The following is a 10,500-nucleotide window of genomic DNA, read 5'->3' on the forward strand; positions in this document are numbered from 1 at the left end:
CCCCGTACGAAACGGAGTGGCCGCCCTTCGTCAGACGTCGTACGCCTTACTGGTTGTACGGACCGTAGTCGTAGTCCTCCAGCGGAACGGCCTGGCCGGAGCCCGTGCCGAACGGCGAGTAGTCGATGTCGTCGTAGCCGACGGCCGAGTACATCGCGGCCTTGGCCTCCTCGGTCGGCTCGACCCGGATGTTGCGGTAGCGGGACAGGCCCGTACCGGCCGGGATGAGCTTACCGATGATGACGTTCTCCTTGAGGCCGATCAGGGAGTCCGACTTGGCGTTGATCGCCGCGTCGGTCAGAACCCGGGTCGTCTCCTGGAAGGACGCCGCCGACAGCCACGACTCGGTGGCGAGCGAGGCCTTGGTGATACCCATCAGCTGCGGACGGCCGGAGGCGGGGTGACCGCCCTCGGTGACCACACGACGGTTCTCGGTCTCGAACTTCGAGCGCTCCACGAGCTCGCCCGGCAGCAGCTCCGCGTCGCCGGACTCGATGATCGTCACACGGCGCAGCATCTGCCGGATGATGATCTCGATGTGCTTGTCGTGGATCGACACACCCTGCGAGTTGTAGACCTTCTGGACCTCGCCGACCAGGTGGACCTGGACGGCCCGCTGGCCGAGGATGCGCAGCACGTCGTGCGGGTTGGTCGCACCGAAGGTGAGCTTCTGGCCCACCTCGACGTGGTCTCCCTCGCGCACCAGGACCTTGGCGCGCTTCGAGATCGGGAACGCCGTCTCGTCGCTGCCGTCGTCCGGGGTGACGATGATCTTCTTGGTCTTCTCGGTCTCCTCGATCCGCACGCGGCCGGCGGCCTCGGAGATCGGGGCGACACCCTTCGGGGTACGGGCCTCGAAGAGCTCGACGACACGCGGCAGACCCTGGGTGATGTCGTCACCGGCCACACCACCGGTGTGGAAGGTACGCATCGTCAGCTGGGTACCGGGCTCACCGATGGACTGGGCGGCGATGATGCCGACCGCCTCACCGATGTCGACCAGCTTGCCGGTGGCGAGCGAACGGCCGTAGCAGTACGCACACGTACCGACCGCGGACTCACAGGTCAGGACCGAGCGGGTCTTGACCTCCTCGACACCCGCACCAACCAGCGCGTCGATGAGCACGTCACCGAGGTCGACGTTGGCCGGCGCGATGACCTTGCCGTCCACGACGACGTCCTCGGCGAGCATCCGCGCGTACACGGACGTCTCGACGTCCTCCGCCTTGCGCAGGACACCGTCGGCGCCGCGCTCGGCGATCCGCAGCTTCAGACCGCGGTCGGTGCCACAGTCCTCCTCGCGGATGATGACGTCCTGCGAGACGTCGACCAGACGACGCGTCAGGTAGCCCGAGTCGGCGGTACGCAGAGCGGTGTCGGCGAGACCCTTACGGGCACCGTGGGTGGAGATGAAGTACTCCAGCACGGACAGGCCCTCACGGAACGACGCCTTGATGGGACGCGGGATCGTCTCGTTCTTGGCGTTCGACACCAGACCACGCATACCGGCGATCTGACGCATCTGCATCATGTTTCCACGAGCACCCGAGTTGACCATCATGAAGATGGGGTTGGTCTTCGGGAAGTTCTCGTTCATGGCCTCGGCAACCTCGTTGGTCGCCTTGGTCCAGATCGCGATGAGCTCCTGCGTGCGCTCGTCCTTGGTGATCAGACCGCGCTCGTACTGCTTCTGGACCTTCTCGTCCTGGGCCTCGTAGCCCGCGACGATCTCCTTCTTCGCCTCGGGAACGACGACGTCGGAGATGGCCACGGTGACGCCGGAACGGGTCGCCCAGTAGAAGCCGGCCGCCTTCAGGTTGTCGAGCGTCGCCGCCACGATGACCTTCGGGTAGCGCTCGGCGAGGTCGTTGACGATCTCGGAGAGCTGCTTCTTGCCGACCGAGTAGTCGACGAACGGGTAGTCCTCGGGCAGCAGCTCGTTGAAGAGCGCACGGCCCAGGGTGGTCTTCAGCCGGAAGCTGTCACCCTGCTGCCACGGCGCCGAGTCGTCGCCCTCCTCCGCCACCGGCGGGGTCCAGCCACGCGGCGGGACGGTGCCGATCGGGAAGCGGATGTCGACCTTCGCCTGGAGCGAGAGCTCCCGGGCGTCGAAGGCCATGATCGCCTCGGCGGTGGAGTTGAACGCACGGCCCTCGCCGCGCACCTCGCGCTCCTCCTCGTCCGTGGTGAGGAAGAAGAGGCCCAGCACCATGTCCTGGGTCGGCATGGTGACCGGTCGGCCGTCGGCCGGCTTGAGGATGTTGTTCGAGGACAGCATCAGGATGCGGGCCTCGGCCTGCGCCTCCGCGGACAGCGGCAGGTGCACGGCCATCTGGTCACCGTCGAAGTCCGCGTTGAACGCGGTGCAGACGAGCGGGTGGATCTGGATGGCCTTGCCCTCGACCAGCTGCGGCTCGAAGGCCTGGATGCCGAGACGGTGCAGCGTGGGCGCACGGTTCAGCAGCACCGGGTGCTCGGCGATGACCTCTTCGAGGACGTCGTACACGACGGTGCGGCCGCGCTCGACCATGCGCTTGGCGCTCTTGATGTTCTGCGCGTGGTTCAGGTCGACCAGGCGCTTCATCACGAACGGCTTGAAGAGCTCCAGCGCCATGGCCTTGGGCAGACCGCACTGGTGCAGCTTCAGCTGCGGGCCGACGACGATGACGGAACGCGCCGAGTAGTCGACTCGCTTACCGAGCAGGTTCTGACGGAAGCGGCCCTGCTTACCCTTCAGCATGTCGCTGAGGGACTTCAGCGGGCGGTTACCGGGACCGGTGACCGGACGGCCGCGGCGGCCGTTGTCGAACAGCGCGTCGACGGCCTCCTGGAGCATCCGCTTCTCGTTGTTCACGATGATCTCGGGGGCACCGAGGTCGAGCAGACGCTTCAGACGGTTGTTCCGGTTGATGACCCGGCGGTACAGGTCGTTCAGGTCGGAGGTCGCGAAGCGGCCACCGTCCAGCTGCACCATCGGACGCAGGTCCGGCGGGATCACCGGGACGCAGTCCAGCACCATGCCCTTGGGGCTGTTGCTGGTCTGCAGGAAGGCGGAGACGACCTTGAGGCGCTTGAGCGCACGGGTCTTCTTCTGGCCCTTGCCGGTACGGATGATCTCGCGGAGGCGCTCGGCCTCCTCCTCCAGGTCGAAGGACTCCAGGCGCTTCTGCAGCGCCGCGGCACCCATCGAACCGTCGAAGTACGTGCCGAAGCGGTCACGCAGCTCGCGGTAGAGCAGCTCGTCGCCCTCCAGGTCCTGGACCTTGAGGTTCTTGAAGCGGCTCCACACCTCGTCGAGACGGTCGATCTCGCGCTGGGCGCGGTCGCGGAGCTGCTTCATCTCACGCTCGGCACCCTCGCGCACCTTGCGGCGCACATCGGCCTTGGCACCCTCGGCCTCGAGCTCGGCCAGGTCGGCCTCGAGCTTCTTGGCGCGGGCCTCCAGGTCGGCGTCGCGGCGGTTCTCGATCTGCTGGCGCTCGACGGAGACGTGGGCCTCCAGCGAGGGCAGGTCGCGGGTGCGGCGCTCCTCGTCCACGTACGTGATCATGTACGCGGCGAAGTAGATGACCTTCTCCAGGTCCTTCGGGGCGAGGTCGAGCAGGTAGCCCAGCCGCGACGGAACGCCCTTGAAGTACCAGATGTGGGTGACGGGAGCGGCCAGCTCGATGTGGCCCATCCGCTCACGGCGCACCTTGGCGCGGGTGACCTCGACGCCACACCGCTCACAGATGATGCCCTTGAAGCGGACACGCTTGTACTTGCCGCAGTAGCACTCCCAGTCCCGGGTAGGACCGAAGATCTTCTCGCAGAAGAGTCCGTCCTTCTCGGGCTTCAGGGTGCGGTAGTTGATGGTCTCGGGCTTCTTGACCTCGCCGTGGGACCACTGACGGATGTCGTCAGCGGTGGCCAGGCCGATCCGGAGCTCGTCGAAGAAGTTGACGTCGAGCACTATGCGTCAATCCCTCTCAGGGTCGTGTCTCAATCAATGGTCTGATGGGGGCCCCTCCACGCCCGCAGGGCGTAGGGGGAGGGTCCGGGGACAGCCGGGGCTCCTGGTGGAAGCCCCGGCCAAGCCCGTCAGACCTCTTCGACGCTGCTCGGCTCTCGCCTGGACAGGTCGATACCGAGCTCCTCCGCGGCGCGGAAGACGTCCTCGTCGGTGTCGCGCATCTCGATGGACATGCCGTCCGAGGACAGCACCTCCACGTTGAGGCACAGGGACTGCATCTCCTTGATGAGCACCTTGAAGGACTCGGGGATGCCGGGCTCGGGGATGTTCTCGCCCTTGACGATGGCCTCGTAGACCTTCACGCGGCCGGTGACGTCGTCGGACTTGATGGTCAGCAGCTCCTGGAGGGCGTACGCGGCGCCGTAAGCCTCCAGCGCCCACACCTCCATCTCACCGAACCGCTGGCCACCGAACTGAGCCTTACCACCCAGCGGCTGCTGGGTGATCATCGAGTACGGACCGGTCGACCGGGCGTGCAGCTTGTCGTCGACCAGGTGGTGGAGCTTGAGGATGTACATGTACCCGACCGAGATCGGGTCCGGGAACGGCTCGCCGGAGCGGCCGTCGAACAGCCTCGCCTTGCCGGTCGGGAGCACCATGCGCTCGCCGTCCCGGTTCGGGATGGTGTGCTGGAGCAGACCCGCGAGCTCGTCCTCGCGCGCACCGTCGAAGACCGGGGTCGCGACGTTGGTGCCCGGCGCGACCTGGTCCGCGCCGATGGACTGCAGGCGCTGGGCCCACTCGTCGGCGAGGCCGGAGACGTCCCAGCCGCGGCTGGCGAGCCAGCCGAGGTGGATCTCCAGGACCTGTCCCGGGTTCATTCGGGACGGGACACCCAGCGGGTTGAGGATGATGTCGACCGGGGTGCCGTCCTCCAGGAACGGCATGTCCTCGATCGGCAGGATCTTGGAGATGACGCCCTTGTTGCCGTGACGGCCGGCGAGCTTGTCACCGTCGGTGATCTTGCGCTTCTGCGCGACGTACACGCGCACCAGCTGGTTCACACCGGGGGGAAGCTCGTCGCCCTCCTCGCGGTCGAAGACGCGGACGCCGATGACCTTGCCGGTCTCGCCGTGCGGCACCTTCAGCGAGGTGTCACGGACCTCACGGGCCTTCTCACCGAAGATCGCGCGGAGCAGGCGCTCCTCCGGGGTCAGCTCGGTCTCACCCTTCGGGGTGACCTTGCCGACCAGGATGTCGCCGGCGACGACCTCGGCACCGATACGGATGATGCCGCGCTCGTCGAGGTCGGCGAGGACCTCCTCGGAGACGTTCGGGATGTCCCGGGTGATCTCCTCGGGGCCGAGCTTGGTGTCACGGGCGTCGACCTCGTGCTCCTCGATGTGGATCGAGGAGAGGACGTCGTCCTGGACGAGGCGCTGCGACAGGATGATCGCGTCCTCGTAGTTGTGACCCTCCCACGGCATGAACGCGACCAGCAGGTTCTTGCCGAGCGCCATCTCACCGTTCTCGGTGGCCGGGCCGTCGGCGAGGACCTGGCCCTCGACGACCCGGTCGCCCTCGGCGACGACGACCTTCTGGTTGACCGAGGTGCCCTGGTTCGAGCGGGAGAACTTGGCGATGCGGTACGTGGTGTACGTGCCGTCGTCGTTGGCGACGGTGACGTAGTCGGCCGAGACCTCCTGGATCACACCGTCCTTCTCCGCCTTGATGACGTCGCCGGCGTCGGTGGCACAGCGGTACTCCATGCCGGTGCCGACGAGCGGGGCCTCCGCCTTGATGAGCGGAACGGCCTGGCGCATCATGTTCGCGCCCATGAGGGCACGGTTGGCGTCGTCGTGCTCGAGGAACGGGATCATGGCGGTCGCGACCGACACCATCTGGCGCGGCGAGACGTCCATGTAGTCCACGTCCGACGGCGGCACGTAGTCGACCTCACCGCCACGACGGCGGACGAGCACACGGGCCTCGGAGAAGCGCAGGTCCTCGCCCAGCGCGGCGTTGGCCTGCGCGATGACGAAGCGGTCCTCCTCGTCAGCGGTCAGGTAGTCCACCTCGTCGGTGACCTGGCCGTCGACGACCTTGCGGTACGGCGTCTCGACGAAGCCGAACGCGTTGACGCGGCCGTACGAGGCGAGCGAACCGATCAGACCGATGTTCGGGCCTTCGGGGGTCTCGATCGGGCACATGCGTCCGTAGTGGGACGGGTGCACGTCTCGGACCTCGAAGCCCGCCCGCTCACGGGACAGACCGCCGGGGCCCAGCGCCGACAGACGGCGCTTGTGGGTCAGGCCCGACAGCGGGTTGTTCTGGTCCATGAACTGGGACAGCTGGCTGGTGCCGAAGAACTCCTTGATGGAGGCGACGACCGGCCGGATGTTGATCAGGGTCTGCGGCGTGATCGCCTCGACGTCCTGGGTGGTCATGCGCTCGCGCACGACGCGCTCCATACGAGCCAGACCCGTGCGGACCTGGTTCTGGATGAGCTCGCCGACGTTGCGCAGACGACGGTTGCCGAAGTGGTCGATGTCGTCGGTCTCGACGACGATCTGCGTGCCGTTCTCGCCGACCGTCTCGACCTCACCGGCGTGCAGCTTGACCAGGTACTTGATGGTCGCGATGACGTCGTCGGTGGTGAGCACGCCGGCGTCCAGCGGCTCGTCCGCGCCGAGCTTCTTGTTGACCTTGTAGCGGCCGACCTTGGCGAGGTCGTAGCGCTTCGGGTTGAAGTACAGGTTCTCAAGAAGGGTCTGCGCGGCCTCGCGCGTCGGGGGCTCGCCCGGGCGCAGCTTGCGGTAGATGTCGAGCAGCGCGTCGTCCTGGCCCTGGGTGTGGTCCTTCTCCAGGGTGGCGCGCATCGACTCGTACTCGCCGAACTCCTCGAGGATCTGCTCGGTGGTCCAGCCGAGCGCCTTCAGGAGGACGGTGACGGACTGCTTGCGCTTGCGGTCGATGCGGACACCGACCATGTCGCGCTTGTCGATCTCCATCTCCAGCCAGGCACCCCGGGACGGGATGATCTTGGCGGAGAAGATGTCCTTGTCGGACGTCTTGTCGATGGAGGAGTCGAAGTAGACACCCGGCGAGCGGACCAGCTGCGACACCACGACACGCTCGGTGCCGTTGATGACGAAGGTGCCCTTGTTCGTCATGAGCGGGAAGTCGCCCATGAAGACCGTCTGGGACTTGATCTCACCGGTCTCGTTGTTGGTGAACTCGGCCGTGACGAAGAGCGGCGCGGCGTACGTGAAGTCGCGCTCCTTGCACTCGTCGATCGAGTTCTTCGGGGGCTCGAAGCGGTGGTCGCGGAAGGTCAGCGACATCGACCCGGAGAAGTCCTCGATCGGAGAGATCTCCTCGAAGATCTCCTCCAGACCGGACTTGGTGGGGACGTCCTGTCCGGACTCCAGAGCCGCCTCGACACGAGCCTTCCAGGCGGCATTGCCGAGCAGCCAGTCAAAGCTCTCGGTCTGCAGCGCAAGGAGGTTCGGAACCTCGAGGGGCTCCTTGATCTTTGCAAAGGAGATGCGCAGCGGGGCGGTGCTTGCGCCGTTGTTCGTATTCGCGGTCGAGGCGTTGCGCGAGGCGGCCAAGAGGGGGTCCTTCCGAGGGCTCGGACTCACTACGCGCGTACCGGTCCCCAGCCGGGCACGGAGACAGACGGCTCCTGATTTGGTCAAATGGCCAGGTCAGGGCTATTCGGTCAACGATGCTCGTGCGAGGGTATGCCCCTGGTGACGGGCAGGAGGCAGCTAACAGGCAGCGCAAAGGGTCAGTGTAGCCACTTGGCCCACTGATGTCCAGGGCGGGTTTTCCGAGACCCTCGTTGTTCTCAACTCCGCGGTATGCCGTGCGCTGGAGGCGCACACCGATACTGCCCGTTCGGTCGTCGATCCATGCCTCGAGTTTGGACCGTTGTGACGACGCGTCCTGAGAATTGCGCGCTGCGTGCGGTTCGTCAAGGCCCCCCACTCGGTGGAGATCGTCACCTGGCGCACGGCGAAGATCACCTTACTCTCCGCAGCGGTCATGGCAAGACAGCCACCCGGGTGCCTCCGGGAACGCCGAAGGACGACCACCCGCATGGGTGATCGTCCTTCAGTGCGTGCGCGTTACAGCCCGGGAGTCAGGAAACTCCGTGCCGCGCGACGGAGGAGCAAGTCGAAACTTACTTGACCTCGACGGAGGCGCCGGCAGCCTTGAGGGACTCGGCAGCCTTCTCCGCGGCCTCCTTGGCGACCTTCTCGAGGACCGGCTTCGGGGTGCCGTCGACGAGGTCCTTGGCCTCCTTCAGACCCAGCGAGGTCAGCTCACGCACGACCTTGATGACCTGGATCTTCTTCTCGCCGGCGCCGGTGAGGATGACGTCGAACTCGTCCTGCTCCTCGACGGCCTCGGCAACGGCGCCCGGGCCGGCGGGGCCGGCAACGGCGACCGCGGCGGCGGCGGTGACGTCGAACTTCTCCTCGAAGGCCTTCACGAACTCGGAGAGCTCGATGAGGGTCATCTCTTCGAACTGCGCGAGCAGGTCGTCCTGGCTGAGCTTCGCCATGGTGGCGGTCCTTCCACTAATTCGGCTGGTGCCGGATGTACATGTGAGGCGGGCGTACGTTGGCCCGCTGCGACCCGCGCGCGAGAGCGGCACGGATCAATGCGCGAGCCGAATTACTCGGCACCGCCCTGCTCGGCCTGCTTGGCGCGAAGCGCGTCCACGGTGCGGACGAGCTTCGACGGAAGCGCCTGGAAGAGCTGGGCAGCCTGGGACTGCTTGCCCTTGAAGGCGCCCGCCAGCTTGGCGAGCAGAACCTCGCGGGACTCGAGGTCCGCAAGCTTCTTGATCTCATCGGCGGACAGCGCCTTGCCATCAAGGACACCCGCCTTGATGATGAGATTCGGGTTCTCCTTGGCGAAGTCACGAAGACCCTTCGCCGACTCCACCGGGTCACCGGTGATGAAGGCAACCGCCGTCGGACCAGCGAACTGGTCGTCGAGCGAAGTGATCCCGGCCTCGTTGGCCGCAATCTTGGTCAGCGTGTTCTTCACCACGGCGTACTGGGCGTTCTCACCGAGCGAACGACGCAGCGTCTTGAGCTGCGCCACGGTGAGACCCCGGTACTCGGTCAGCACAGCGGCGTTCGAGCTGCGGAACTGCTCCGCGAGCTCGGCTACCGCGGCAGCCTTGTCGGGCCTTGCCATAGAGCGTCGGCCTCCTTCCGGGTGATGAGGACCGCTCAGAAGGGGCTGAACAAAACGAAACGCCCCGGCGCAGGCGCACGGGGCGTAGCTCGACCGGCTGTGCTCTTTGAAGAGCGGCATCCGGGAACTCATCCACAGTCACCTGCGCGGGTCGTCCGCAGCTAGCGGATCCTTCGGCCACTGCACCCTTGCGGGCACAGCAACGACCAGCGGTCTTTGGCTTCTGTGGAAGGTTACGGGAACGGGTCCGCGTCAAGCAAATCGGGTCATCGGGGCGATCAGGCGCCGGACCCCGTGCCGCCGTCCATTCCGGCGTTCTCCAGGTCCTTCAGCATCTTGAAGAGGTCCAGGGTGTCCTTGGCCGGCGGCGCCTGGACGGTGGCCTTGGCGCCGTAGTCCGAGTAGTTGGCGGTCATGTGCACCGTGCCCTGGGGCATCTTCATGCCGACGACCATCTTCACCGGGTAGTTGTCCTCGTTGACCCAGACCTCGGTGTCGTACCCCTTGATGCCCGCCTTCTTGACGTTGGCGACGAGGTCCTTGCGCTCCTTCTCGGAGAGCACGTCGAGGGACTTGTTGGCCTTGACCATCTCCTCGAAGGTCAGCGTGCCCTTGTAGTGCTGCGTCTGGACACCGTCGACCTTCTCGGCACCCACGTGCTTGACGCTCGGCGAGCCGAGCAGCAGGGCGAGCTGCTGGGCCGGGTCCTGGTTCATGTTCTCCAGGCTGCCGGTCATCTGCTGCTGCAGGGCCTTGTCGCCGCTGGCCTCCGCGGCGGCCTTGAGGTCCATCTTCATCCAGCGCTTGCCGTCCATCTGGGCGGCGTTCTTCGCACCCATGTCCATGTACATGACGTTGTCCAGCCACACCATGCGCATCTGCTCGGGGGCGTCGGGGTCGCCGGCCTTGAGCATGGAGCCCTTCATGGTGAAGTCCATCACCGTGGGGTTCCACCCCTGGACCCCGGTCATCTCCATGGTGCCGCCGCCGTCCATCCCCGCGGGCATGGACATGGTCATACGGACCTTCGCGGACTTCGCCGCCGCCGTCTTCTTGTAGGCGGCCTGGAGGACCTCGGTCACCGAGCCCTGGGACTGAGGCGCGGCCTTCCCGGGCGCTGCGGTCTTCTTCCCCCCGTCACCGTCCTGGCACCCCGCGACCCCCGCGATGACGGCCACTGCCGTCAGAGAGACGCCCGCGCGCTTCCATGCGGACATGCTCATGAATCCCCACCCCTTGGTATTTCGCCTGTGACGTCAACTGAACGGTAACCCACGCCTCCGACACTGTCGTTCGAAAAAACCGGCCCCCGCGCCTCAGGAGAGGTGCGG

Annotated in this window: 5 protein-coding genes; all 5 read right to left on the reverse strand. The window is 66.2% G+C overall.

All coding sequences use genetic code 11. The features are described from left to right. Window positions 1-46: 46 nt before the first annotated feature. On the reverse strand, window positions 47-3,952 hold the full coding sequence (locus tag ACWGI8_RS30715) for a DNA-directed RNA polymerase subunit beta' (protein WP_453665844.1): 3,906 nt from the start codon (window positions 3,950-3,952) through the stop codon (window positions 47-49). Between the two features lie 128 nt (window positions 3,953-4,080). Beyond that, the gene (rpoB, locus tag ACWGI8_RS30720; RefSeq protein ID WP_453665845.1) at window positions 4,081-7,566 is read right to left on the reverse strand and encodes a DNA-directed RNA polymerase subunit beta; all 3,486 of its coding nucleotides are present in this window, start codon (window positions 7,564-7,566) and stop codon (window positions 4,081-4,083) included. Window positions 7,567-8,141: 575 nt separating this feature from the next. Then, complete coding sequence (gene rplL, locus ACWGI8_RS30725) at window positions 8,142-8,525, reverse strand: 50S ribosomal protein L7/L12 (protein ID WP_072485559.1); 384 nt, start codon at window positions 8,523-8,525, stop codon at window positions 8,142-8,144. 113 nt (window positions 8,526-8,638) lie between these two features. Next, complete coding sequence (gene rplJ / locus ACWGI8_RS30730; protein WP_453665847.1) at window positions 8,639-9,169, reverse strand: 50S ribosomal protein L10; 531 nt, start codon at window positions 9,167-9,169, stop codon at window positions 8,639-8,641. A 278-nt stretch (window positions 9,170-9,447) separates the two neighbouring features. Then, window positions 9,448-10,392, reverse strand: a complete 945-nt coding sequence (locus ACWGI8_RS30735) for a hypothetical protein (RefSeq protein WP_453665848.1) — start codon at window positions 10,390-10,392, stop codon at window positions 9,448-9,450. Window positions 10,393-10,500 lie beyond the last annotated feature (108 nt).

It is taken from the genome of Streptomyces sp. NPDC054841, assembly GCF_053611045.1.